Source organism: uncultured Methanobrevibacter sp. (genome assembly GCF_902774605.1).
In the GTDB taxonomy this organism is placed as follows: Archaea; Methanobacteriota; Methanobacteria; order Methanobacteriales; family Methanobacteriaceae; genus Methanocatella.
On the sequence record NZ_CACYJE010000003.1, the window covers coordinates 70,593 to 95,920 of the forward strand.

The 25,328-nt window shown below is 39.9% G+C and carries 20 protein-coding genes; 5 read left to right on the forward strand and 15 right to left on the reverse strand.

What is annotated here, in order from left to right:
* Nucleotides 1-27 precede the first annotated feature (27 nt).
* The 3 genes from QZU77_RS01235 to QZU77_RS01245 form a co-directional block, all read right to left on the reverse strand.
* Nucleotides 28-606 (reverse strand): zeta toxin family protein, encoded by a 579-nt coding sequence (locus tag QZU77_RS01235; RefSeq protein ID WP_295598810.1) that lies wholly within the window; start codon nt 604-606, stop codon nt 28-30.
* A complete protein-coding gene (locus tag QZU77_RS01240) occupies nt 593-787 on the reverse strand; it encodes a hypothetical protein (protein WP_295598813.1) in 195 nt (64 codons plus the stop codon). Before QZU77_RS01240 ends, QZU77_RS01235 begins: the two co-directional genes overlap by 14 nt.
* A gap of 233 nt (nt 788-1,020) precedes the next feature.
* The gene (locus QZU77_RS01245) at nt 1,021-2,181 is read right to left on the reverse strand and encodes an ATP-binding protein (protein WP_295598816.1); all 1,161 of its coding nucleotides are present in this window, start codon (nt 2,179-2,181) and stop codon (nt 1,021-1,023) included.
* A 319-nt stretch (nt 2,182-2,500) separates the two neighbouring features.
* Between QZU77_RS01245 and QZU77_RS01250 the strand changes: the two genes are divergently transcribed.
* On the forward strand, nt 2,501-3,727 hold the full coding sequence (locus QZU77_RS01250) for an FprA family A-type flavoprotein (RefSeq protein WP_295598819.1): 1,227 nt from the start codon (nt 2,501-2,503) through the stop codon (nt 3,725-3,727).
* Between the two features lie 11 nt (nt 3,728-3,738).
* Nucleotides 3,739-4,152, forward strand: a complete 414-nt coding sequence (locus QZU77_RS01255; protein ID WP_295598822.1) for a ferritin family protein — start codon at nt 3,739-3,741, stop codon at nt 4,150-4,152.
* A 205-nt stretch (nt 4,153-4,357) separates the two neighbouring features.
* Here the strand turns inward: QZU77_RS01255 and QZU77_RS01260 are convergent, their stop codons facing one another.
* From QZU77_RS01260 to ileS, 4 genes are read right to left on the reverse strand one after another with little or no spacing between them, the layout of a single operon-like run.
* Entirely contained in the window at nt 4,358-5,488 is a 1,131-nt protein-coding gene (locus tag QZU77_RS01260; RefSeq protein ID WP_295598825.1) for a site-2 protease family protein, read from the reverse strand.
* A 16-nt stretch (nt 5,489-5,504) separates the two neighbouring features.
* On the reverse strand, nt 5,505-6,722 hold the full coding sequence (gene glp / locus QZU77_RS01265) for a gephyrin-like molybdotransferase Glp (protein WP_295598827.1): 1,218 nt from the start codon (nt 6,720-6,722) through the stop codon (nt 5,505-5,507).
* A gap of 20 nt (nt 6,723-6,742) precedes the next feature.
* A complete protein-coding gene (purL, locus tag QZU77_RS01270; protein ID WP_295598829.1) occupies nt 6,743-8,884 on the reverse strand; it encodes a phosphoribosylformylglycinamidine synthase subunit PurL in 2,142 nt (713 codons plus the stop codon).
* A 10-nt stretch (nt 8,885-8,894) separates the two neighbouring features.
* Nucleotides 8,895-12,134 (reverse strand): isoleucine--tRNA ligase, encoded by a 3,240-nt coding sequence (ileS, locus tag QZU77_RS01275; protein ID WP_295598832.1) that lies wholly within the window; start codon nt 12,132-12,134, stop codon nt 8,895-8,897.
* A gap of 340 nt (nt 12,135-12,474) precedes the next feature.
* Here ileS and QZU77_RS01280 point away from each other — a divergent pair, with 340 nt between their 5' ends.
* Genes QZU77_RS01280 through QZU77_RS01290 form a run of 3 tightly spaced genes read left to right on the forward strand, consistent with a single transcriptional unit; the run spans nt 12,475 to nt 13,595 of the window.
* Nucleotides 12,475-12,603 (forward strand): hypothetical protein, encoded by a 129-nt coding sequence (locus QZU77_RS01280; RefSeq protein ID WP_295598835.1) that lies wholly within the window; start codon nt 12,475-12,477, stop codon nt 12,601-12,603.
* Nucleotides 12,581-13,246, forward strand: a complete 666-nt coding sequence (locus QZU77_RS01285) for a DsbA family protein (protein WP_295598838.1) — start codon at nt 12,581-12,583, stop codon at nt 13,244-13,246. Before QZU77_RS01280 ends, QZU77_RS01285 begins: the two co-directional genes overlap by 23 nt.
* 58 nt (nt 13,247-13,304) lie before the next feature.
* The gene (locus QZU77_RS01290; RefSeq protein ID WP_295598841.1) at nt 13,305-13,595 is read left to right on the forward strand and encodes a DUF192 domain-containing protein; all 291 of its coding nucleotides are present in this window, start codon (nt 13,305-13,307) and stop codon (nt 13,593-13,595) included.
* Here the strand turns inward: QZU77_RS01290 and QZU77_RS01295 are convergent.
* The 8 genes from QZU77_RS01295 to QZU77_RS01330 all read right to left on the reverse strand — a co-directional run bounded on the left by QZU77_RS01295 (nt 13,581) and on the right by QZU77_RS01330 (nt 25,288).
* The gene (locus tag QZU77_RS01295) at nt 13,581-14,273 is read right to left on the reverse strand and encodes a dihydromethanopterin reductase (acceptor) (RefSeq protein ID WP_295598844.1); all 693 of its coding nucleotides are present in this window, start codon (nt 14,271-14,273) and stop codon (nt 13,581-13,583) included. The genes QZU77_RS01290 and QZU77_RS01295 overlap by 15 nt on opposite strands.
* 6 nt (nt 14,274-14,279) lie before the next feature.
* Nucleotides 14,280-15,548, reverse strand: a complete 1,269-nt coding sequence (gene glyA, locus QZU77_RS01300) for a serine hydroxymethyltransferase (protein ID WP_295598847.1) — start codon at nt 15,546-15,548, stop codon at nt 14,280-14,282.
* A gap of 64 nt (nt 15,549-15,612) precedes the next feature.
* Nucleotides 15,613-16,770 carry an MFS transporter gene (locus tag QZU77_RS01305; RefSeq protein WP_295598850.1) on the reverse strand — a complete coding sequence of 386 codons (1,158 nt, stop codon included), beginning with the start codon at nt 16,768-16,770 and terminating at the stop codon, nt 15,613-15,615.
* 131 nt (nt 16,771-16,901) lie between these two features.
* On the reverse strand, nt 16,902-18,893 hold the full coding sequence (locus tag QZU77_RS01310; protein WP_295598856.1) for a CoB--CoM heterodisulfide reductase iron-sulfur subunit A family protein: 1,992 nt from the start codon (nt 18,891-18,893) through the stop codon (nt 16,902-16,904).
* Nucleotides 18,894-19,192: 299 nt separating this feature from the next.
* Entirely contained in the window at nt 19,193-20,098 is a 906-nt protein-coding gene (locus tag QZU77_RS01315; protein ID WP_295598859.1) for an AEC family transporter, read from the reverse strand.
* Nucleotides 20,099-20,167: 69 nt separating this feature from the next.
* The gene (gene radA / locus QZU77_RS01320; protein WP_295598862.1) at nt 20,168-21,103 is read right to left on the reverse strand and encodes a DNA repair and recombination protein RadA; all 936 of its coding nucleotides are present in this window, start codon (nt 21,101-21,103) and stop codon (nt 20,168-20,170) included.
* 23 nt (nt 21,104-21,126) lie between these two features.
* A complete protein-coding gene (locus tag QZU77_RS01325) occupies nt 21,127-23,730 on the reverse strand; it encodes an OB-fold nucleic acid binding domain-containing protein (protein WP_295598865.1) in 2,604 nt (867 codons plus the stop codon).
* A 154-nt stretch (nt 23,731-23,884) separates the two neighbouring features.
* Nucleotides 23,885-25,288, reverse strand: coding sequence for an undecaprenyl-phosphate glucose phosphotransferase (locus QZU77_RS01330; protein WP_295598867.1), 1,404 nt, complete (start codon nt 25,286-25,288; stop codon nt 23,885-23,887).
* Between the last annotated feature and the right edge of the window lie 40 nt (nt 25,289-25,328).

Sequence of the window (25,328 nt, forward strand, 5' to 3'; positions counted from 1 at the left end):
TTTGTGATAATTTAAATAATCCAAAAATCAATTAACATATTCATTTATTCCTGTGAGCTTTTCAATATCAGAATAATCCCAATATTTGTTCTCCCAGTGATAGTACACATCTTTTCTTTTCTTGAAAATCCTGAATGGAACAGTAGTATTATCATAAATATGAACAATATCACAAATTTCAACCAATTCAGGAATTAATTTTAGTGCCTTATAATATCTTGATTTGATTTTATCTTCAGGAACAGGATGGCCGCCCATTGATTCCCTCATTCTCACTCTTGCCACATTAATTCTAAAATCAGAAGTTAAAACATAAATACATCTTATAAAAAATCCTTTTTCTTTAGCTTTTTTAAGCAAATTAATATTTCTATCAGTAGAAAGCACAGTTTCAAATGTAAAATCTTCAAAATTATCCAACATTGATTCTCTAAGTTCTTCAGCTTTAACTGCAGCTTCTAAATCACTGCACAAACTTGATTTTTTAATATCATCGGCATTAATGTAAACACCAACAGTTCTGGCCATACGAGTTATTGTGGTCTTTCCACTACCGTTTGGACCTGCAAAAACAATGATTTCAGGAAGTCTTTCAGTCTTTGACATAAACTCTCCTTCCATCAGGATATTCTAAATAAGCGCATTTAGTTTCATCATCATAACCAGCAATAGGAAGTCCTTTAATTCTACATATTTCTTGATCAATTCTAATAGCTGCTTTAAATCTTTCAGTAAGCTCTTCATCAGAAATGCCACAAGTAGAATCCAATTCATTACCTTCAGTCAAAATAATTCCTCCCTATTTAATTGTACTATAATCTATTAACTTCATTAATAATAAATATTTTTGAAGTGCGACTTTATGAAAAAACATCATATTTAAAATAATAGTTATTGATACAGCCAACTGCTAAACACGAAACTGTTCGTACAAAACGTATGATATAGTTCGCAACCTTATCGATTTGAACTACTAAAACTCTGATGTAAAGATTAAATATAAATAGGAAAATTTACCATCTAGTTAATTAAACCTGTTTCTTGATTAATCCTCAGATTTTGCAGATATAATTTGAAAAGATTGTTTTTTAATTTGTATTTGCCTCTTGATGGTTTGATTATCATGCTTTTGTTAACTAAATTTTTTAGCAATGCTGAAGGTTCTGAATTCAAGTTGGCGTTTTCCTTGATATAGGAATATGATAAAATTGTTTCCTCACTTTCAGCCATTAAGCATAGTATTTTTCGCTCTTCTGTAGTGGATTTGCTGAATAATGATTTAAATTCACGTTGAGCCAAAATGTTTAAGGCATACTCGGATGCTTTTTCAAATTCGACCATTGTTACTTTATAATCATCATTATTTTCTTCAAAACAACTGTAAGCAAGGATTTGCATATAATATGGAATTCCATTAGATAACTCATATATTTCCTTTAAGACATCCTCTTCAAAGAATACACTTTGTTCTTCAGCGGGAATGTTGATTGCATCACATACTTCACCATAAGATAATGGTCCAATCAAATAAGGCTCGAAAATCCTTACTGCTGAGTCAAGTTTGTCCTGTATTTTATTGAAAATGTCTTCTGATCCTGTGGCTACGAACATTATGTTTTTTCCTTTTAGATTTAATTCGACAAGTGCATTTTGCAATATGCTCAATATTTTCATTGTTTCATCATTGCTCATAATCCTTTGAAGATCATCAAACAATAGAATTAATACAGGATTGTCAGCGCCCAACTCATCATATATCACGTTTAAAATTTTTTCAAAAGCCACAGCAGGACTGGTTTTAGGAATTTCGCGTGATACTGAAACTCCACCAATAAATGGTATATTAATACCTAATGAACTTATTTTCTCCCAAAAATGGCCAATATTAATATCTAATGTGTCAGAACATTTTTCTATTATTAATGAATAAATATCTTCAAAATTTCCCTCTATTAATGGAATTCTAACTGAATATACATCATCAAGATTAGTTATTTTCTCTTGAAATTTTAATAACAAAGATGTTTTTCCAATTCCTTTTGGCCCATATAATATTAAATGGCCCGGAACTCCCATTTTAGTTGAGTTATATATTTTTTCAAGTTCGTTTAATTCGTTTTCACGGCCGGTGAAATAGGATGGCAAGATTCCAGTTCGTTTTCTAAAAGGATTATTTTTCATGATTATAATCTCCAATAGTATAGTTCATAAAAAACATAAAAAACATAAAAAAAATTTATGATTCTTATGTTTCTTATGTTTTTCAGAGTATTTAAAAATTCGCATTAAAAAACATAAAAAACATAAAAAAAATTTATGATTCTTATGTTTCTTATGTTTTTCAAAAATATGAAAATAATAATTATCTAGGAGAAATATTTTCAAAGAAAAAATACGAACATTTCGTATAAAACAAAACTATATATAATAATAAAAGCAAAGATAATATAAATTCATAGTTAACATTATGGATTAAAAAGATATAATGGAGATTTAAATAATGAAAGCTAATGCACAAAAAATAGCTGATGGAGTATACTGGATCGGTGTGCTCGATTGGGACTTAAGAACCTACCACGGTTACACATTAGACGGAACCACCTACAACGCTTACCTCGTTTTCGGTGAAGACAAAGTAGCATTAATCGACAATGCATACCCAGGCAAAACAAAAGAAATGATGGCACGTATCGACGATGCATTCGCACAAGAAGGAAAAGAAGTCAAAGTTGACTACATCATCCAAAACCACGTTGAAAAAGACCACTCCGGTGTTTTAGTGGACTTACACAAAAGATTCCCAGAAGCACCAATATACTGTACCGAAATTGCAGTTAAAGGATTGTTAAAACACTACCCATCATTAGAAGGCGCTGAATTCATCACTGTCGGAACCGGCGACAGCTTAGACGTTGGCGGAAGAACCTTAGCATTCCTCGATGCATTCCTCCTCCACTGGCCTGACAGCATGTTCACATTACTTGCCGATGAAACCGGAATCCTATTCCCTAACGATGCATTCGGTCAACACTTATGCTTCACACAAAGATTCTCAGATGAAATCCCAGAATACGTATTGATGGACGCTGCACAGAAATTCTACGCAAACCTAATCACACCACTCTCAAAACTGGTTCTCAAAAAACTCAACGAAGTAGTTGAATTAGGTTTACTCGATCAGATCAAAATGATTGCACCATCCCACGGTCAAATCTGGACCGACCCAATGCAAATCATCGGAGCTTACCAAAACTGGGCAACAGGTGTATGTGAAGACAAAATCACAATCATTTACGACACCATGCACTACTCAACCCAACAGATGGCTCACGAAATCGCTGAAGGTGCAATGAGCGAAGGATACGATGTTGAAATCTTCTTCCTCCATGAGGATGAAAGATCAGAAATCGTTAAAAGCATCCTTACCAGTAAAGGTGTAGCTATCGGTGATCCTACAATCAACGATGTGCCATACCCAAGTATCGGGGACATCATGTACTACTTGAAAGGATTACTGTTCAACAGAACCGGTATCGAAAGAAAAGCAGTCACATTCGGTTCAATGGGTGGAAGAGGAGGAGCTCCTGCTAAACTCGCTGAAGAATTAGGAAACTGTGGATTCGATATTGTAGACACTCAGGAAATCTACTTTGTACCAACCGCTGATGAAGATGAAGCAAGCTACGAATTAGGTAAAAAATTAGCACAAGCATGTAAAGAATTATAAATGGTGATAATATGGTTAAATACGAACATGAAATTGGAATTACAAAAGACACCCCTGTGGAAAACTATGTTGCAGGAAACTTCGAAGGAGAAACCAATGAAGTAGGAATCTACCTTGCAATGTCCAGACAAGCATCCCGTGAAGGCTATGGAGAATTAGCTGAAGTTTTCAAAAGATTAGCATGGGAAGAAGCTGAACACGCAGCAAGATTCTGTGAAATGAACGGAATCATCAAGGACGACCTCAAAGCAAACATCGAATGGATGATGGGCGGAGAAAAAATGGCTAACGCTGAGAAAAGAGAAGCAGCTGACAAGGCTGAAGAAGCCGGCATTGAAACCGCTGCTGATTTCTTCCGTGAAAGCTCAAAAGACGAAGGTCGCCACTACAAAATTTTGGAAGGAATCCTGGAAAGGTACTTCTAAACCGAAAGAATTTAATTATTCTTTCATCTTTTTCTTTTTTTAATAACATTTAATCGCTGATTTTTAAAAATATCATCTGGTAAATCCCCACAACCCACAATGGAAAAATTAATCACTCAGCATACGTCACATGAAAATATTTTGAAAAAAAGTATTAAAAAATAAATGTTAAAAATTAAATATATTTTTAGTGAAAAAATTATCACTATAAAAAGCCAGCCACCAAGCTGAACACTATTATCATTGCCATTACCGCTGATATTGCATTCACAATCGGCTTATACTGATTTTCGGACAGTTTGTAGCTTAAGAGTATTTCAAGCATGTATCCTCCATCCAACGGTTTGAGTGGAAGCAGGTTGAACAGCCCTATTCCCAGGTTGAGCATTGCCACCCATTGGAAGAGCTCAAGAAGCTCGAATAAAACCCATGGCAGTGAGCCTAAGCTATCGTTTACCAGCTCGAAATGCTTGTTTGCCTGTATTCCGAAAAATCCCTTGGATTCGTTTGACGGGTTCTTGTCCAACACTATCGAATATGTTCCCTGATCCGTCTGGACGCTGACATTGTCCCCCGGCTTGAATGAACCTATGATGTTTACATATGATTCTGAATCGTTGACCTTCTGATTGTCGATTGCCTCTATAACCATTCCTTCCTTTAGGATTCCGTTTGACGGTGACTCCTCAACCACGCGGTCGATGGCAATTCCATCCTCTGCAAAGTAATGGGGAATTCCCATTGAAACCAATGATACAAGCAACAGTGCTATTACCGCCAATGTGATGTTTGCAACGGATCCTGCAGCATACACCCTTAATCGTGATGTTCTTTTGGCGCTTTTAAGCTCCTCCTCATCGGGCTCGACGAATGCCCCGGGGATGATTGCGAACAATAGCAATCCGATTGACTTGATTGAAATCTTTTCGCCAACGGACTGCACACCGTGTGAGAATTCATGAACCACGAGCACGGTTGCAAGGGCTATCAATCCGTATATGAACGGTATGTAGATTGATGAGCCGGGCATTTCAACCCCCGGTATGACGATTGAAACTGCTGGCGTGTCGAAGACTGTCGGCAGCGTTGACACTAGCGTGTAGGTTATGAATATCATGGCGCCGAAGGCTACAATCACTCCAATGTTCATGTACCAGCGCCAGAATCTTGGTGATAGGTTGTTTATTCTGGATATGAGTCCCCTTAGGCGTTGTGTCTTCCACATTATCACTGGGAAGTTCAAATCCACCCCATGTGTGGAGAGTTTTTCATGGAACACACCGACCAATATCCAGATGACAGCAAAAGCTATCAAATAATAGTAAATCCCATTCATTAAAATACCTCTTTGCCTACCAAAGTAGTGAATCAAAGAAGACTACGTCAACTATATCATCCTTCTGGTATCCTTCATCATTCTCGTCGATGATGATATAGCTGTTCGCCTCAACCATTGAGCGAATGATACCGGAACCCCTGTTGAGCACATGCTTTGCATGAGTCTCGTCACTTACCGCACGGATGAAATCTGTACGTCCCAACTGTGAAGGAATCTTCAGCTGAGAGGTTCTCTTGACAATATTGAAATCAAATGACCTTCCCTGCATCTCAAACAGGTACTTTCTAGCAAGAACATCGAACTGAGACATTGCAGCTACAGGCTGACCGGATAAAGTGAAAATAACTTTTCCATTAATAACACCTGCACCGGCAGGCTTGCCAGGTCTCATCGCTATGCCATGGAATAGTATTTCACCAAGGTCATCCACAACATCCAAAACGACATCCCCCTTACTGATGGCGGTGCCTCCAGTGGTCATTATGACATCATACTCCTCGCTGGCTTTCAATACGGCTTCCTTAACCTCTTCAAAGGTGTCGCCTGCATGTCCGATTTCGCAGATTGCACCGGAATCCTCAATCATCGCCTTGATTGTGAATTGATTGGAATTGATGATTTTAGCCTTGTCTATTTCCTCCTTGGTAGGCTCGACAAGCTCGTTTCCAGTAATGATGAGCTTAACGGTAGGTTTCTTGAATACCTTGACTGTATCATAGCCTGCTGATGCTATCAGACCCAATTCCTGATAGCGGATGAAAGTGTTCTTGGATAGGATCTTTTCCCCTTTCTTGATGTCCTCTGATTTGGGGGAAACGTTCTCTCCAGGAGTGACCTGTGAATAGATGGTCAGGTCATCGCCGTCAGTGGTGGTGTACTCCTTCATCAAAACCGCATTTGCTCCGTCAGGTATAGGTGCCCCTGTGGCTATGACTATTGCCTCGTTTTCACCGACTGTCTTTGCTGAAAAGTCCCCTGCCCCAATGGCATCTACAATCTTGAATTCCTTCGGATTGGATTGGGATGCTCCAAAGGTATCTTCAGCAATCAGTGCAAAACCATCCATAGCAGATTTGTCAAATGGAGGGGAATCGTGAAATGCCATAATGTCCTCGGCAAGAACCCTCTTGTGGGCTTCAGCGATTGGAATTTCCTCTATGTCTGTGACTTTCTGATTGTCCTGCAATAGTTTTACAGCATTTTTTAATGAATCCAGCTTAGATAAAAACATTCAACTCCCCCAGTAAATATTTAAGCCATATATTGTTCAATGACGCCATGGTATGCATCGTTTAAATCCTCATATGAGAATTCATGGTCATTCACGTTCAATGCTGTTCCCTTAACTTCACCGATGACCTGAACAGGAACATCTATTTTGACCAGGACGTCGTCAAGTGCATCCGCCTTGACTGTCAGCAGGTATCTTGCATGGCTTTCAGAGTACAGCAATTGGATTTTATCTAGTTCGTCATCTGTTAATTCAACTTCACATCCGAGGCCTGATTTTATGACCATTTCGGACAATGCCACCGCAATGCCTCCTGCTGATACGTCGTGGACTGCAGTGATGTTTTTGTCCTTATCGTTTGAAATTAAATCCAATACTGTTTGACCGTTTGCAACTTCCTCTTCAATCCTGATTCTTGGAGCGGTACCCTTTTCAATGCCGTGGATGGTCCTGTGATACTCTGAACCGGTGAGCTCATCGTAGGTCTTACCGATTAGAAGAATCTTGTCACCTTCGTTTTTGAAGTCCATTGTCCTTATGTTTTCAATGTCCTCCACACCGATGACGCCCACTGCAGGTGTTGGGTTGATTTTGATTCCTTCAGTCTCATTGTAGAAACTTACGTTACCGCTGATTACAGGTGCGTTGAAGTTTTCAGCCACAAGACTCATTCCCTCGATGGCTGTCTTGAATTGCCATAATATTTCCGGTGTTTCAGGGTTTCCGAAGTTGAGGCAGTCAACCACTGCATATGGTGTTGCTCCCATTGAGATTACGTTACGTATAGCTTCTGCAACGCAACCGGCTGCACCGTCGAATGGGGATAATTTAGTGTGTATGGTGTTTGAATCGGTTGTTAGCGCAACGGCAGTGTTCTCGTCTATCCTTAAAACGGCTGCGTCGTCACCAGGTTTCACGACTGTTCTCACTTGAACCTCATGGTCGTATTGCTTGTATACCCATTCCTTGGAAGCGATGTTTGGACTGGACAATAGTTTTGGCAGGGATTCGTGAAGACCAGGGTCTTTTAATTCTATTTTTTCTGTGTCTTCAGGGATTTCCTTGATTGGCCTTTCGATTGAAGGTGGGTCTGCCAATAAGATTGTTGGAAGGTTTGCGATTTCATCCCCTTCATCGGATATTATCATATTGTTTCCTTCGCGAACTTCACCGATTACCGCTGAGACTATCTCATGCTTGTCGCAGATTTCCTGTGCAAGTTCAACATCATCAGGGTTTAGGACGAACACCATTCTTTCCTGGGATTCTGAAAGCATGATTTCATATGGAGTCATTCCGGTTTCCCTTAACGGGATGGAGCGCAAGTCAACGAATGCCGCATTGTTTGACTCGTCAACCAGTTCGGATATGCAGCATGTGAGTCCTCCTCCACCAAGGTCCTTTACACCGCTAACATCGATTTTTTCCAAAATCTCTAAAGAAGCTTCAAGCACTCTTTTCTTGGTGAACGGGTCAGCCACCTGCACTGCAGGCCTGTCTTCGGTTTCTGAATCGGAGGTCAATTCCTCTGAAGCGAAGGTTACGCCGTGGATTCCGTCACGGCCGGTTGTTCCTCCCATCAATAGGAACACGTCGCCGATGTTCGGTGCCTGTCCACGCACGATCTTGTCCTTTTCAACCAATCCAACGCACATTACGTTGACGAGAGGGTTGGTTCTGAATGATTCGTCGAACTCGATTTCACCCGCAACGGTTGGCACACCTACACGGTTACCGTAATCGGAGATTCCTTTCACTACGTTTTCAAATAGGTATCTTGATTTCTGGTCGTTTTCCAACGGTCCGAAACGCAGGGAATCGAGGAGTGCTATTGGCATTGCACCCATTGAGATGATGTCCCTGAGTATTCCACCGATACCTGTTCCTGCTCCTCCGTATGGTTCGATTGCTGATGGGTGGTTGTGTGATTCCATACCCACTGCCAATGCGTATTTATCGGTTACGCTTACAAGTCCTGCATCGTCACCCGGACCTAAGATAATGTTTTCTCCTTCGGTTGGGAACGCGCCTAGGAATCTTCTGCTGCTTTTATATGAGCAATGTTCTGAAAACATTACGTCAAGCATTCCTTCCTCGAGCTCGTTCATTTTCCTGCCGAGGATTCCTTCAATATATTCCATTTCAGAATCTGTTAAAGTCATTTTTACACCCTTAATTTTTAATTGAGATTATTACTTTTTCTCCTTCGATATCCCATTCCTTGGTATAATCCTTAGAGTCTTTGCTGCATTCTTCTGTGTCTGTTATGATTAGGCTGTTTGCCCTTACCTCATGTGAAATCATTTCGGATTGCGGTACAATCAGGTCCTTGAATTCAGCGGAGGTTTCAACATCGACGTTGATGTTTGCTTCCACATCAAGGTCCATGTCCTTCCTCATATCCTGTATTCTTCTAATCAGTTCACGCGCCATCGCTTCCTGCCTGATTTCCAGGGTGACATTGGTGTTTACGAACACGTTTCCTCCCTCGAATTCAGATGATACGAAGTCATCCGGCAATTCTGAGTCGAACAGTACCTCTTCACTGTTGAGCTCGATTCCTTCGATTGTGACTGTGCCGTTCGCTTCAAGCTCTGCTTTTATCTGATTGCCGTCAGCGGTTTTCAATCCTTTAACGACCTTGCCCATGTCTCCCTTGAGTTTAGGACCGAGTATCTTGAGGTTAGGCTTTGCATTGTATGAGAGTTTCTCAAATTCACTGGCGCCCAATACTTCCTTGGTGTTGGATTGGTCCTTGATGATGTCTTTCAATTCTTCAATTGCATTTAATACGTTTTCATCATCGGATACGACAGTGATGTCTGATACCGGCCATCTGAGTTTGTATTGTGCCATGTCACGTGCCCTTATGGATGCTTCTATTACTTCACGTGCAACATCCATCTTGGCTTCGAGTTCCGCGTCAATAGCTTCGCCATCGTATCCCCAGTCAAGCATGTGTATGCTTTCCGGCGCGTCAGGGTTCACTCCCTTGACGAGGTTCTCGTAGATTTCCTCTGAGACGTGAGGTGCGATTGGGCATAATACTGTGATCAGCTTGACGAGTGCTGTGTATAGGCTGTAGTATGCTCCGAGCTTGTCCGGATCGTCGCTTTCAACCCATGTCCTTCCACGGATCAATCTCACATACCAGCGACTCAGGTCTTCCAGGATAAAGTTGTTTATCTTACGGGTCGCCTTGTGGAAGAAGAGATTGTCCAGGTCTTCGGCAACATCTTTAATTAATGAATTTGCCTTTGAGATAATCCATCTGTCCTCTGAGCGCAGGATCATGTCATCTTCGGTTAATCCTATTGGGTTGAAGTCATCCAGTGACATGTAAGTGGTTGAGAATACGTAAACGTTCCATAGGATGTTGAACATCTTGTTGATGTTGAGGAGTTCTTCCCATACGAACTTGAGGTCGTCCCATGGTTTTGAAGCCCATAAGAGGTAGAACCTTAAGACGTCCGCTCCGTATTTTTCAATGACCTCTTCCGGTGCCACTACGTTTCCTAATGATTTTGACATCTTGTTTCCGTGCTCGTCCAGCACGAATCCGTGCATCAATACCTTTTTGTATGGGCTTTGGCCCATTGAAATTACTCCTGTACCTAATTGTGAGTAGAACCATCCTCTGGTCTGGTCGTGCCCTTCGGTGATGAAGTCATATGGGAACCAGTCTTCGAATTTCTCCTTTTCCTCAGGGTAGTAGAGTGATGCCCATCCGGCCACTCCGGAGTCAATCCATACGTCCAGCACGTCAGGGATTCTTTTGATTGATTTTCCGCACTTGTCACATTTGACCTCCACTTGGTCAACGTATGGTCTGTGGATGAGTTCTGAGTCTGTTACATTGATTTCATTTAAGGATTCTTCCTTGAGTTCACTTAGTGAACCTATTACCTTCAGCTCTCCACAGTCTGGACATTCCCATATTGGTATCGGTATTCCCCAGTATCTTTGACGGGATATTGTCCAGTCACGTGCGTTGTCCACCCAGTCATGGAACCTTCCTTCACCTGCCCATTTAGGCACCCATTCGACCTTTTCGATTTCATCGAGCATTTTCTGTTTGATGTCGGTGACTTTTAAAAACCATTGTTTGGTTGCACGGTAGATGATTGGGGTTTTGCATCTCCAGCATACTCCGTACCTGTGCTCTATGGTTTCTGAACGGTACATCAGGTTTTTGGCTTCAAGGTCTTCGATGATTTGCTTGTTTTCCTCTTTGGTGAATTTTCCATCGTATTTTCCGGCGTCTTGTGTGAAGCATCCGTCTTCACCCACCGGACAGAATATTGGAAGTCCGTTTGCCTTTCCAACTTCAAAGTCGTCCGGACCGTGTCCAGGTGCGGTGTGAACGAGTCCTGTACCTTCTCCGAGCTCTACATGGTCGCCCGGAAGTATTGTGTGGACCTTTTCGATCTCGGCGTCGAATTCCATTTGTTTTGGAATCTCATCTGCCAGAATATAATCGTAGCCCATTCCAACTAAATCCTCGCCCTTGACGGTTTTGATGACTTCATACATCACTTCCTTTTCCTCAATGACCTGGTCTTCCTCATCTTCGTTTTCAGCAGGGATTTTGGTTCTGTGAATCTTGATTTGCTTGCCCAGTACGTCTTCCATGAGGTTTTCTGCTATGATGTAGGTGACGCCATCCTTTGAAACGTAATTGTAGTCGAATTCAGGATTTACACAAATTGCAAGGTTTGCAGGCAGTGTCCATGGAGTGGTGGTCCAAACCAGGAAGTAAGTGTCCTTTTCTCCGGTTACGGGGAATTTGATGTAGATGGATGGGTCTTCTTTTTCCTCATATTCGATTTCGGCCGCCGCCAGTGCGGTTCCGCAGTGAGGACACCAGCTGATTACCCTTTGATCGTTTAAAAGAAGGTCCTGTTCGTTTGCCCTTTTAAGCATCCACCAGGAGGATTCCATGTATTTTGGGTCAAGTGTCATGTATGGGTCGTCCCAGTCCATCCAGACTCCCAATTGGTCGAATTCATGTTCCATTGCGATCTTGTTTTCGATTGCGAATTCCTTACACTTGTCGACGAACTTGTCGATTCCAATGTCTTCCTCGATTTCCTGTTTGGATTGGATTCCCATTATGTGCTCAACCTTGTTTTCGATTGGCAATCCGTGCATGTCCCAACCGGCCTGTCTTCTTAGGCTGAATCCGTTCATGGATTTGTATCTAAGGTATGAATCCTTGATGATCTTGTTCCAAGCGGTCCCCAAATGTATTTTTCCGCTGCAGTATGGTGGACCATCCAGGAATGAGTATCTTGGGCCTTTCTCTCTTAGTTCATTTACTTTTGCGAAAGTCTCTTCTTCTTTCCAGAATTTTTGGACTTTCTTTTCTATCTTATCGTGGTCGTATGATTTGTCAGCCTCTTTTATTGGCATTTTAACTCCTCAAATATTATAATCAATGTAGTTAGTAATTTATAATATGTATCTTTTTGTTTTAGATAATAAATAAAGGTTATTATGAAGGGCATAATTCCGCAAATGAAAGGTGATTTAAGTTTGATTTAAATGAATTTTCACTAATTTATTTTAACAGTTGCAAGCCAAAGTCACATTATTTTAATTGTAATTTGCATTAACAAGAGGGTTGGTTGATTTTGAATTTGAATGAAAAATGGGATATATATCAATTTGGAAATTAAGTTGGAAGTTGTGAAAACCTGACGATAAAGTAAAACCAAACATTACATATAAGACTAGCTTGAAATATTTAACCATGAGCTTCTACAGAAAATACAATTCACTTTTTAAACTGGTAGACAATCTAATGAAACTCTATAAAATCTACAAGAAGGATAAGAAATCCAAAAAAGAGAAAAAACATGAGAATAATGCACTGGAGTGACTTCAACTGTCCAAACTCCTACATAGGACTTCACCGCCTCAAAAAGGCGGCGGATGAATTGGATGTTGATGTCGAATGGGAAATGAAACCATTTGAACTATATCCGACACTATTCAACACTCCCACAGGTTCGATAATCACTCAAAACATCATAAAATACGGCCTTACACCAGAAATTGCCGAAGAGAAAATCAGTGAAACCGAAAAGATCGCCCATGAAGACGGGCTTGAAATGAACTACCACACCATTCAGATGACATCATCAAGAAAAGCCCACAGGCTAGTCAAATACATTCAAAACAAACACACTGAACTTGGAATTGAAGTCGTTCTAAAGATTTATGAAGCGAATTTTGTTGAAAACAAGGTCATAGCCGATACAGATGTGCTGGTTGGAATAACCAATGAATTGGGATTGGATGAAAAGAAGATTAGGGATTTTCTTGAAGGAGACTCATACAGCTTCGAGGTTCAAATCGAGGAGGAGGACGCCATACACATGGGTGTCGAATCGATACCGCTCTATTTTTTAAACGTTTCCGAAGAGCAGCTGATCATCCCCGGGGCATTCGAAAAGGAAGACTTTAAAATTGCAATTGAAGACCTCATAAACGGTGAAATCCAATCAAAATCATACCTTTAGGTCAATATTGCATTGCGCTTGTTGAAAACTTAAATACCAATGAGCATAATTATAATGTATGAAAATCATACTGGCAGACACTTTCTTTAAACGCCTTATAGGACTAATGGGAAAAGGAGACTTTGAGGATGGACTGCTTTTCACAAACCTTAAAGACTCGTCAATCCACACCATGTTCATGAGATTCACGATTGATGTGTATTTCATCGATAAAAACAAGATAATATATGATAAAACAACGTTAAAACCTTGGAGATTCTATAATCCTGAAAAGCAAGCGGAATATATTCTGGAAACAAAAAAAGGATTGTTAAAATTAAAAATAGGAGATAGATTAGATTTTTTCTAATATATCCTCAGGGTTCTCGAATATTTGAATGTCATCGATTTCGGCGAGCTTTCGAGTGTTTTCAATGTCGATGTCCCGCATATAGATTGTTATGATCTTGCCTTCTGATATCGCATCGTTTGGGCATGAGTTCCTGCACAATCCGCAACCTATACATTTTGTCAGGTCAATCTCGGAATGCGGGATGATGGCTCCCTGTTCACAGACTAGTGCCGCAACGCAATCGTCGCAGTTTTCACATTTTGACAGTTCCATTTTTGATGGAAGCACGGTGTCAATCGGTCCTGGATGAATATCTACAGGCACCATATATGTCTTGACGGCACCCTTTCCAGCTTGAGCCACTGCATTAGTCACTAATGTGTCGGCTATTCCATAAACTATTTTTGAAACCGTATTTGCTGTAGCCGGTGAGACGATTAAAAGGTCGTATTTGCCCAGGGATAAACGACCAGTTATTGGATATGAGAATTTTTGGTTTGAATCAGTTGCAAGCTCACGGTACTTTCCACCAGTGATTTCAACAACGCTTTCATAAAGTCCATACATCTTAAGGACTTCTTCAGCCGCTCCTGATAGAAATACTGTTACCTCATGGTCTTTTGACAATTCACGGGCAACATTAACTGATTCACGAAGTAAATGACCAGCTCCAGTAAATGCAAAGGCAATTCTCATTTTAATCTATAATCTGTGATATTCGTATGCATCCCTGTCTGAGAATGCGTAATCGAGTGTTGTGTACTGGTTCATGAACTCAGCAACTTCATCAGCGATGTCTTCCTTGTCAACTGCTACGCGCTTGATGAACTGTGCGACTTCTTCCATTTCTTTTTCTTTCAATCCTCTTCTGGTAATTTCCTGAGTACCGATACGGATACCTGATGGGTCATCGGAGTTGTCACGATTGTCTCCAGGCAAGAGGTTTTTGTTTAGGATAACATTGTTGTCGGCCAATTCCTTAGCGATGTCGGATGCTGATCTGATTGAGCTTAAGTCAACTGCAATTTGGTGGGATTGTGTGAATCCTAAATCTTCACATAAAACGTCAAAGCCTAACTCATACATTGCCTGACCTAATGCTTGTGCGTTTTTAATGGTTTGTTTTGCGTATGCTTCACCGAACTCCAGCATTTCAGCGGTTGCAATACCTAAACCTAAGAGGTGGTGCAAGTGGTGGTTACTGACAACACCTGGGAAAACCGCATTGTCTATGATTTCCTCGTTTTCCTTGTGGGAGAGGATGATTCCTCCTTGTGGACCAGGGAATGTCTTGTGGGTACTTCCCATCATCAAGTCTGCACCTTCTTTTAAAGGTTGCTGGAATTGTCCACCTGCAATTAAACCTAGAACGTGTGCACCATCATACATTATGGTTGCTCCGACTTCATCGGCCGCTTCACGAGCCTCCTTGATTGGGTGTGGGAATAGGAATAGGCTTCCTCCGAATAAAACTATTTTTGGTTTTTCCTCGAGGATTTTCTTGTTCATTGCATCGATGTCAATGTTCATCACATTCTTATCTAACGGATGGAATACTGTTTTTAGTCCACGGATTCCTGCCGCACTTACGTCTGCGTGGGAAATGTGTCCTCCGGATGGTACTTCAAGTGCCATTACCTTTTCACCAGGTTTTGCAAATCCGAAAAATGCCGCAAGGTTGGCGGTTACGCCTGATACAGGTTGAACGTTGGCATAGTCACAGTCATATACTTTACATGAAAGTTTTTTTGTTTTGTCTTCTACTAAATCCACGTATTGGCATCCTTCGTAGAATCTTTCAAATGCTTGTCCTTCTGCGTATCTGTGTGCAAAATCAGTTGCAAGAGCTTCTGTAACTTCTACGCTTGTAACGTTTTCAGAAGCAATCAGATTGATACTGTTTCTCATGTACTGAGTATGTTCTTGTGCTATTTTTTCAAAGTTTAAAATTTCATCATGATAATTAGTCATTTACTACACCTAATATCCAATTATAAATTTATGATTTAATTTTTGTTTATCATTTAATATAAATTTAATATTTCAGTGGAACTTTTAAAATTAAAATGACATAACACAGTAAAATAAAGGCTAAAAGTAAAAAGAGAATTCCACTGGTGAATATTGACATTACTCCAAATCCATCAACCAAAAATCCTCCAATTGCAATACCAATTGCTATTCCACCATTTAAAACGCTTAAAAATATTCCGTTTGCAAGTTCGGGGCTGTCAGGCAGGACAGATGTTTCTATGTATTGGATAAGGTTATAGCCCATCCCATCCAAGATTCCAAAGATTAAAATCAAAACCAAAACAGGGATTAAAAATTCATTAAATAAGAAAATGCCTAAAAACACTGCTGCACATACAAGCTGAAAAATTATTAATGTTGTCTTGTCCTTTTTTGCAATTAACTTTCCACCAAGCCATGTTCCAAAAATGGATATGATGCCGTAAGCAAAAAGGAATATGCTTAACTTATAAGTGTAAACATGACTAACAGTCTGTAAAAAGTATGGCAGGTAATTATAGACAATGCTTGCACCAATCGGCATCATGATGATTCCAACAGTTGCCAATATGAATTCCTTTGATTTCAAACTAGACAATGGCATCTCATAGCTTTTAGATTTTCCAGGTATTTCCGGGAAAAAGATTATTATTAAAATCAATGTTATTAAGTTAAATAAAAATATCCAACTCATGGCAACCTGATAACCGAAGATTGTTCCGAGTCCTGTTGTGATAGGCAGTCCTACAATGCTTCCGATTGAAATTCCAAGCAGTATCTTTGTGATGTAGTCCTGCTTTTGATCAGGTGGTGCAATCTTTTCACAGAATGTCAATGCAATTGAGATGAATGCAGGGTAGAATACTGCTGAAAAGATTCTAAAAAAACTTGCAATGCATATGTTATGTGTAAAAACAATTATAATGTTTGATAGGGCAAAAATACTTAAAATTGTGATGAATGTCTTTTTAATCTCATATTTTGAAAATAGGATTGGTATAAACAATCCGGTTATGGCGATTGTGAATGTGAAAGAAGATACATATAATCCGGAAATTGCAATTGATATATTGAAATAATCTGATATTTGTGATATTATACCGATTATGCTTAATGGAGTGTTGATTGCCATTGTTGATAACATTAAAATGTACAGCAATACTTTTGGATTATATTTCATATTTTTCATTCCCATTTAATAACAATAGTTATGTAAAAAATAGCATATATATTTTGAGAAATGAAAAGTCGATGAAAAAATAGCGTTAAAAAAAAAAGTAAAAAAAGAAATAGAGAAATTAATCTCTAAATCTATTTACCTATGTCTTCAAGAGCAGCACTGATTTGTGCCATAATTTGCTCGGTTTTGAAGTGTTGTTGGTTCATTGCACCGGATGGACAAGCACCTACACAGGTTCCGCATCCTTTACATAATGCAGTGTTAATTTGTGCAAATTCTTTTCCACCTACACCGGTTGCGATAGCGATAGCACCGTATGGGCATAATTCTACACATACTTGGCATGCTCCACAAACGGTTTCGTCGTTGGATGCAATAATAGGTTCGATTTCCACTTGTCCTTTAGCCATTGGGATTGCTGCCCTGGATGCTGCAGCTGAACCTTGTGCTACGGAGTCAGGAATATCTTTAGGTCCTTGTGCTACACCAGCAATGTAAACACCGTCAGTTAAGGTGTCAACAGGTCTGAGTTTAGGGTGAGCTTCCATGTAGAATCCGTCTGCGGATCTGGAGAGACCTAAGGTTTGTCTGAGTTCGTCTGAACCAGCAGAGTGTTCGAGACCGACACTTAATACAACGAGGTCGTAAGTGTATTCGGTTACTTTACCGAGTAAGGTGTCTTCTGCTCTGATAGTTAAGGTTAAGTCATCGTTTTCGAAGATTTGTGCAGGTTTACCTCTGATAAATTCGATACCGTATTTTTCTTGAGATGTTTTGTAGAACTCTTCGTATCCTTTACCGAATGAACGGATATCCATGTAGTAACAGGTTACTTCGGTATCAGGTTCGTGGTCAATACATAATTGAGCGTTTTTCATGGAGTACATACAACATACTCTGGAACAGTATGGTTTACCGATTTGTTCATCTCTGGAACCGACACAGTGGATGAATGCTACACGTTTAGGTTCGATACCGTCGGAAGGTTTTACAACGTGTCCACCGGTAGGACCTGATGCGTTGATCATCCTTTCAATTTCCATAGCAGTGATTACGTTTGAGAAACGGCCGTATCCGTATTGGTAGATTCCGGATGGGTCGAATGGGTCGTAACCGATTGCAGCAACAATAGTACCAACTTCTAATTCGATTTCGGTAGGTTGTTGGTTGTGGTCGATTGCGTCTGGTCCACATGCTTGTACACATAAGTTACATTCGATACAGTAGTCTTTATCGATGGTTGCGCATAATGGTACAGCTTGAGGGAATGGGATGTATGCTGCTTTTACCATACCGACACCTTCGTCGTAGTAGTTAGGTATTTCGATAGGACAAGCTTCTTGACATGCTCCACATCCAGTACATAAGTCTTCGTCAACGTATCTTGCTTTTTTCTCTACGGTTACTTTGAAGTTTCCGATGTATCCGTCTACTTCAGTAACTTCTGCGTAGGAGATTAATTCGATGTTTTCGTGTTTGGAACAGTCTACCATCTTAGGTGCTAAAATACACATTGAGCAGTCGAGAGTAGGGAATGTTTTATCTAATTGTCCCATACGTCCACCGATGGTTGGGTTTCTTTCTACCATGTAGGTTTTGAAGCCCATGTCACCTAAGTCTAAAGCGGTTTGGATACCAGCTACTCCACCACCGATAACTAATGCTTTGTTATCCACTGCTACTTTGGTAGCTTCTAATGGTTCGAGTAATCTTGCTTTAGCAACTGCCATACGGGTTAAGTCTTTTGCTTTAGCGGTAGCTGCTTCAGGTTCGTTCATGTGTACCCAGGAGTCTTGTTCTCTTAAGTTAGCAAATTCAAATAAGAATTTGTTTAATCCTGCTTCTTCTACACATCTACGGAAGGTAGGTTCGTGAAGACGAGGGGAACAAGCTGCTACAACAATTCTGTTTAAGTTTTTCTCTTTGATGTCTTCTTGGATCATTGCTTGACCAGGGTCAGAACACATGTATTTGTAGTCTGTTGCGTGTACAACATTTGGTAAGGTCTTAGCATATTCTGCGACGTCAGGACAGTCTACTACTCCACCAACGTTTACACCACAGTGACAGACGTAAACACCGATCCTTAATTCTTCGTTATTATCTATCTTTTCTTCTGCCATATTAATTCACCTTGTACAAGTCGTGAAAAATATCTAATATACATAAAAAATTGCAATTTTAAAACAAGTTAGTAAAATTTTACATAGTATTAGATATACATATGTAGTAAATACACATATATAAAGCTATCCATAAAGAGCTTGGAGTAAACTTTATATATGATGAATGAAAATCTTTCTTAAATCAAGGTTAAATCAATAACAAAGATTAAACAATCATTAACAATTAAAATAAAGAATACTGATTGGTTTTATAAAAAATAATAAATTTAGGTTAAATTAAAATATGCATTTTTCACCTACAGCAACATGATGATGACCGGAAGTGTAATCAAAGAGATTACAGTGTTGATGAGTATGCAGTCGGAGGTCAACTCATAGTCAAGTTTATATGTAATCGCAAGCAGCAATGACATCATTCCCGAAGGCATGGCAGCCTCAACAATGCTGACGCTATGCTCAAGATTAACCAAACCCAACCAGGAGGCAATCAAAAAGGCAACAAAGGGGAACAGGGCCAATTTCATGATGGAAGTGAAAACAATCATGGACCTGCTTCTGGATAAAGCCTCGAAGTTAATGGACAAGCCCAAAGCAATCATGATCAAAGGAATGGCGCCCTGACCAAGATAGTTAACAGTATTGTCAACGACCGGACCTATAGGAATGCCTAAAATGTTAAAACCCAATCCTAAAACAACCGCCCACAGCGGCGGAAACAATGCAATCTTGCGAACAGCAGTCTTGACAGTACCCCCGAACCTTAAAATCAAAACAAATGACAAAAGCAGGAAAGTGCATAAGGTGGCCATGTCACAGAAAATAGCCCTTAAAAAACCGGCATTACCATAAATGCCCAATGTAACCGGATAACCCATAAAAGCAGTGTTGGCAATCATCACAGTGACCAAAACACTCCAGAGAGTAACATCATCAAACTTAAGCTGTTTCAAAATAAAATAAGAAACAATGCCTGTGACAAATGAAGATGCAAGAATGATGAACGGTAAAATGCTCAACTTTGGAATCTGAGATAGATCTGCAGCATAAATGGCATGAAAAATCATGCACGGCATTAAAATGTACATTACAATTTTATTAAAAGGGTCTATATCCTTTTCAGATAAAAAATCGATGCGCTTGAGAAAGTAACCCAAGCCGATCATGATAACGATTGATAAACTTGTAACGATAATAGCATCCATACAGTAATATTAAATGAAATAATATATAAAATTTGTTATAAAAAAAAGAAAAAAGAGAAAAAATTAAAATTAGCTAACGATACCTTCGCTAGTAATTTTAAATACACATTCGCCTTCAGGCAAGTGAGGACTGTCCACTAGACGAGCAATCCTTTTACCTGCAAGTCCTTTCTTAAGCCAAATCCTGTAAGTGGAAGCGTGTCCTAAAACGTGACCACCAATAGCTTTGGTAGGGCTTCCGAAGAATGAATCAGGTTTAGCTTGAACCTGGTTGGTTAAGAATACTGCAACATTGTAAGTGTTAGCGATTTGTTGAAGGGAATGTAAATGCTGATTTAGTTTTTGCTGTCTGACAGCCAAGGATTCTCTTCCAACATACTCTGCCCTGAAGTGAGCCATCAGTGAATCGACAATGACCAATTTAACATTGACTCCACTTTGAATGAGCTCGTTGATTTTATCTACCATCAAGATTTGGTGGGCGGAGTTGAATGCACGAGCCACGTGAATTCTGCTTAGAACTTGTTCTGTATCCAATTCAAATCCTTCAGCAATTTGTCTTATTCTTTCTGGACGGAAGGTGTTTTCAGTATCTACAAATACACATTCACCATCAAGCCCGCCGAGTTCTTCTGGCAATTGAACGGTAACAGCTAATTCATGGGAAATTTGACTTTTACCAGATCCGAATTCACCGAACACTTCAGTAATGGATTGGGTTTCAATTCCACCACCGATTAAATCATTGAATTCTTGGCTTCCAACAGTGATGTGTCCTACATCTTTTCTTCTTTCATCCACTTCCAATGCGGTTTCAAAAGTGATGTTTTCAGCTCTACGTGCAGCTTCAATAACTTTTTCAGCAACACCTTCACCTATTTCTGCTTTAACTGATAATTCTTTTGGAGTAGCAGTTGCTAATCTCATCATATCAGCGAAACCTGCATCTTTTAATTTTTCTGCTGTTTTTTCACCAACACCTGGTAAATCACTTAATTCTACCATAATAATCATTCCTTTTAATTAATTTACATGTATTTTTTTAAAATTTTCTTAGGATTTAACCTATTAGTTTCATTATATTCATCAAAGCTTACGTTAGCAATAATTTCGATTGTGTAACCGACCAAATCTTCAATTTTGTCTTCGATTCCATATCCATCATCAAGAAGGGCAATGACTTCTTCCTTATTCATGCCTATGAGTTCTTCTGCTAGATTATCGAAGAATGTAGCTTGGATTGCACCAGTATCATCTTCAATAGTGGTTGGAATCATGAGAGTGTATTTTGGCTCGTCGAATACATATCCGCAATTGTCACAAATGTACTCTTCAGTGCTTTCCTCAACACTTGCATTACAGTTTGGACATTTAACGAGTATTGTTCTTTCACTGCCTGCCTCTTTGATGGTTGCAGTGATGTGAACGTTAGTGTCATCCTCTAATAAGGATTCGATGGTTTTAGGTGCGAAAATTATTTCCATCAACTCATCGAATGTAGGCAATTTATCCAATTCATTTTCACTAGGTTCTAAAAGTGTGGTTGAACCTGATATGTTGGCTTCCACACGATTTGTCCTGTCATTGTATCTGAAGCGAGGATTCTGTATTTTAAGTGCTTGACCTAATTCAAATTCTTTTCTGGCATCGTCATTCCAAAGAACAACAACTACTGAACCGGTATCGTCAGCGATTTCAATGTTCCTTACAAGTCCTTCACCGTCATCCCTTTCGAATGTGCGTGGCTCGAACATTTCAATGACTCTTCCTATTATGATCTTATCTTCTTCGTCCTCTTCAACATCCTCTATTGGGATATAATCATAAAGTGCTTTTTCCAATGTCTCTAATTGTGGAATGAACATTGCAGATGCTTCCTCTTCGGATAGTCTGATGATTCTTGATCCTCCGCCAATGTTTAAATCGACACTGTACATTCCTAGTCTGGTTCTTGCATTCTCTATCCTGTATGCTTCACCTACTTCATATGCGCCTTGTGCCTTTTCATTCCAGAAGGACAATCTCACCTTACCGGATTCATCAGCAAACATTGCGGAGCGTACATGACCAATTTCTCCTTCGTCCCTTTGGAATTCGCGAATGTCTTCCAATGACAATATTCTTCCAGTGATATCAATTTCGATTCCATCCTCATCCATGAACTCGACTTCGCCGATTGGTGTTGGCTGGAGGTCTTCCCTTAATTTATCCAGTTCATCCATTTCCTCAAGGGACAGGTTTTGCGGGTTGATTGTGATTTGAGTGTTGAAATTGGTATTCATTGAGTATTGGCTTTGAGTGTACTCATCATAGCGTACGTCTCCACCGATGACCTTAACGATGTCTCCCTTGTTTAAAGGCAGGGATGTGTCGTCACCCCATAATGTGACTCTTATTTCACCGGTGACATCCCTTACGTCGAAGTTTCTTAATTTTCCTTCGGTGTTGTCGGTTTTTCTGGTGAATGTCTTAATGTCCTGGAGTCTTGAGACTATACCAATGATTGAAACGTCTTTTTGTTCGCTCACGTCTCCTATAGGTGTGAATTTCTGAACTATTTCAGGAAGGTCGTAGTCCCCTTTTATTATTCTTCCATCCCAGTGAGTCAGTGAAATTTCGCTTTCGCCGTCCCTGTTCATTCTTTCACGTGCTTGGGCTTGGAGGATCTTGACTGTGTCGCCGTCTTCAAGTTCCAATTCACTGATCAATTCAACGTTTTTATTCCATAAAGTGTAAGAGATTTGTCCTGAACTGTCCTGTAGTTCAAGGGATGCAACTTTTCCTTCTTTTCCATTCTTTTCATAACTTCTTATGGTTGGAATCCTAACGATTCTTGCAATGATATTGACTTTGGTTTCAGGTTGAATGTCAGCGATGTTAGTGATTTCTTCCTCGTATGCCGGGAATTTAGAGGTGTCCTCCTCGAGGTGAATCAGTGTTGACCTTGGTCTTAAGTTAGCTTCCAGACCTGAGTATCCTTCCTTAATGTCCACTTCTTTGATTTGGATGATGTCTCCTTCATTGACATTTTTCAGAAGCTTGATGTTTTGAGTCCAGAATACTGTCCTCATCTCACCGGTGTTGTCTTTCAGCTCGACATTACATACTTGCCCACTTTGACCTTTGCGTGTTTTGAATGATCTTGGGTTTGAGATTGATATTACCCTACCTGAGATTGTTACATCTCTGCTTCCTTTTTCAAGGTCGCAAATTGGCTTGTAGTCACCGATTTCCTCAGTCATTGGTTTGACATCCACTGTGACCAGTTCTCCAACAACCATATCAGCGAAACTTACATCAGTCATGAATGGGTTTTCTGATTCATTTTTCTTGAATTGCTCCATTCTTTTGAAGAATTCCTCTTCTGAAATCTGATCCTTGACCTTGTCGTATCTTTCCTGCAGGTCCTCTGTCATGACGAATGATGATTCCTCATTTGATTCCTCGCTTTGGTCGAATATTGAGGTGTCAACTCCATTGTGATTTTGAACAACCATTTGTGCTGCTCCGAAATCGTCGATGAAACCTATTTCATCATTGTCCGCTTTCATTTTTTCAATTTCTTCTAAGAACTCTTCTTCAGAAAGTTTATCTTTGACTTTTTCGTATTCTTTTAAAATTTCTTCTTGCATACCAAACCCCTCATAGAAAAGTTAATTATTATTTTATAATCATAGTGTATATAAAGTATTAGAGAGAGCGTGTGAGTAGTATTCACAATCCATTATTTATAAAAAAATTTTAATAAATATTATCCAAGTGCACAAGTGTGCAAAAGCACAATCCTTAATATGCGTTAGGATTCTTCTTCAATGCGGTTTTTATCATTATTGCTAAGTCCAAACCCATGTGCCAGTTTTCTACGTACTCAATGTCATATTCTATACGTTTTTTGATTGAAGTGTCTCCACGGCAGCCATGAACCTGCGCCCATCCGGTCAAGCCGGGCTTTACCTGGTGCTTGACCATGTATTTCGGAATGGTTTCCTTGAACTGGTCAACGAAATATGGTCTTTCAGGCCTTGGGCCAACTACGCTCATGTCGCCTTTCAAAACATTGAAGAATTGAGGCAGCTCATCTATACTAGTTTTTCTGATAATGTCGCCGACCTTGGTCTTTCTTGGGTCATCACGGGTGGTCCATTCTGATTTCTCCTCGTTCGGGTCCTGCACTTTCATGCTTCTGAACTTGTACATCATGAATGTCTTACCGTTGTAGCCCATCCTCTCCTGCTTAAAGATTATCGGACCTGGAGAGGTCAGCTTAATTGCAATGGCTGTAATGATCATTATAGGTGATGTGATAATTATTGCAATGATAGATATTACGTAATCGGAGAGGTACTTCAGGAACTTGTTGAACTCGTCATCCAACGGGACATAGCGTATGTTGATGATTGGAATGTCCTCTATCATGTCCACTGACGGCTGTGCCGGGAAGTACTTGATGTAGTCCGGAATGATTTCCGCCTTGATACCGAATTTCTCGCAGCTTTCCACAAGCTCGTTGATCCTGTAATAGTATTTCAATGGAATGGCCAGAACCACCCTGTCATACCTGTTCTTTTCAAGAACATTTTCCAAATCCTTGAATGCTCCAATCACTCGGCTTCCTTCCCTTTCCAATCCGACATGCTCTGACCTTCCCAGAAATCCGCTGACCGTGAATCCGAGGTATGGGTTTTCACGGATCTTGCGGGCGAAAGTGTATGCCAAATCATTGTCCCCTACGATTAGGATATGCTTCAGGTTGCGGTTATTGACCCTTAACCTTTTCAATACGCTCCTGATGATGAACCTTTCGATGATTCCGAAGAATGTGGCTATTATCGCCAGGAGAAACAGCATTATCCTTGAGAAGTTAGGCTGGTTGATGATGAAAAGAATCGCAACCAGTGTGAAGAACGCCAGAATATTGACCTTTATGATTTGAGTGGCCTCGGAGAAAATGTTCTTGTAGGTTCTGCGCGGCTTGTACAAGCCAAAGGCGAAATATAATATAAGGTATACCGGAATAACGGCGAATGTCAGGAATAGAAGATAACTTTGGAAACCTAAATGGCCCCCTAGTGGCCCGAACAGTGTGGTTTTGAACCTGAGCCATATGGAGCACAGCAGTGAGACGCTAATCATCAAAACGTCTATCAGCACCAAGATTATATTCAATATTCTCTGATTTTCCTTAATCATAATAACTACCAGAAACTAGTTTCTAATAATTATATATTGT

Coding starts and splice junctions, on each gene's coding strand:
- QZU77_RS01235 (WP_295598810.1), bottom strand. CDS start 606: ATGTCAAAGACTGAAAGACTTCCTGAAATCATTGTTTTTGCAGGTCCA.
- QZU77_RS01245 (WP_295598816.1), bottom strand. CDS start 2,181: ATGAAAAATAATCCTTTTAGAAAACGAACTGGAATCTTGCCATCCTAT.
- QZU77_RS01250 (WP_295598819.1), top strand. CDS start 2,501: ATGAAAGCTAATGCACAAAAAATAGCTGATGGAGTATACTGGATCGGT.
- QZU77_RS01255 (WP_295598822.1), top strand. CDS start 3,739: ATGGTTAAATACGAACATGAAATTGGAATTACAAAAGACACCCCTGTG.
- QZU77_RS01260 (WP_295598825.1), bottom strand. CDS start 5,488: ATGAATGGGATTTACTATTATTTGATAGCTTTTGCTGTCATCTGGATA.
- glp (WP_295598827.1), bottom strand. CDS start 6,722: ATGTTTTTATCTAAGCTGGATTCATTAAAAAATGCTGTAAAACTATTG.
- purL (WP_295598829.1), bottom strand. CDS start 8,884: ATGACTTTAACAGATTCTGAAATGGAATATATTGAAGGAATCCTCGGC.
- ileS (WP_295598832.1), bottom strand. CDS start 12,134: ATGCCAATAAAAGAGGCTGACAAATCATACGACCACGATAAGATAGAA.
- QZU77_RS01280 (WP_295598835.1), top strand. CDS start 12,475: ATGAGCTTCTACAGAAAATACAATTCACTTTTTAAACTGGTAGACAAT.
- QZU77_RS01285 (WP_295598838.1), top strand. CDS start 12,581: ATGAGAATAATGCACTGGAGTGACTTCAACTGTCCAAACTCCTACATA.
- QZU77_RS01290 (WP_295598841.1), top strand. CDS start 13,305: ATGAAAATCATACTGGCAGACACTTTCTTTAAACGCCTTATAGGACTA.
- QZU77_RS01295 (WP_295598844.1), bottom strand. CDS start 14,273: ATGAGAATTGCCTTTGCATTTACTGGAGCTGGTCATTTACTTCGTGAA.
- glyA (WP_295598847.1), bottom strand. CDS start 15,548: ATGACTAATTATCATGATGAAATTTTAAACTTTGAAAAAATAGCACAA.
- QZU77_RS01305 (WP_295598850.1), bottom strand. CDS start 16,770: ATGAAATATAATCCAAAAGTATTGCTGTACATTTTAATGTTATCAACA.
- QZU77_RS01310 (WP_295598856.1), bottom strand. CDS start 18,893: ATGGCAGAAGAAAAGATAGATAATAACGAAGAATTAAGGATCGGTGTT.
- QZU77_RS01315 (WP_295598859.1), bottom strand. CDS start 20,098: ATGGATGCTATTATCGTTACAAGTTTATCAATCGTTATCATGATCGGC.
- radA (WP_295598862.1), bottom strand. CDS start 21,103: ATGGTAGAATTAAGTGATTTACCAGGTGTTGGTGAAAAAACAGCAGAA.
- QZU77_RS01325 (WP_295598865.1), bottom strand. CDS start 23,730: ATGCAAGAAGAAATTTTAAAAGAATACGAAAAAGTCAAAGATAAACTT.
- QZU77_RS01330 (WP_295598867.1), bottom strand. CDS start 25,288: ATGATTAAGGAAAATCAGAGAATATTGAATATAATCTTGGTGCTGATA.